At 65.3% G+C, this 259-nt stretch carries 1 pseudogene; it reads right to left on the bottom strand.

Annotated features, from left to right (window positions below):
• A pseudogene (locus ACZ3GY_RS24350) lies at positions 1 to 259 on the bottom strand (MFS transporter); the annotation flags it as partial.

Genomic DNA, 259 nt, shown 5'->3' on the forward strand with positions numbered 1-259 from the left:
GGTGCCAGCCACACCGCCAGCGCTGCCAGCGAGAAGGACACCGCCGCCATCATGAAGATGTGGTTGGTGGCCAGCATCACGGCCTGGTTCTGCACCGTCTGCGCCAGCGAGCCCGTGGCCTGCTCGGCACTCATGCCCGAGGCCATCATGGCATTGACCGCATCGCCACTGCGGTCGACCAGGCCGGACAGTTCGGCGTGGAAGTAGGTGGCGTCGTTTTCCCAGCTGGTATTGACGATGGAGGTTGCAATCGCCCCGG

It is taken from the genome of Pseudomonas sp. PME37.24/006 (genome assembly GCF_055556635.1).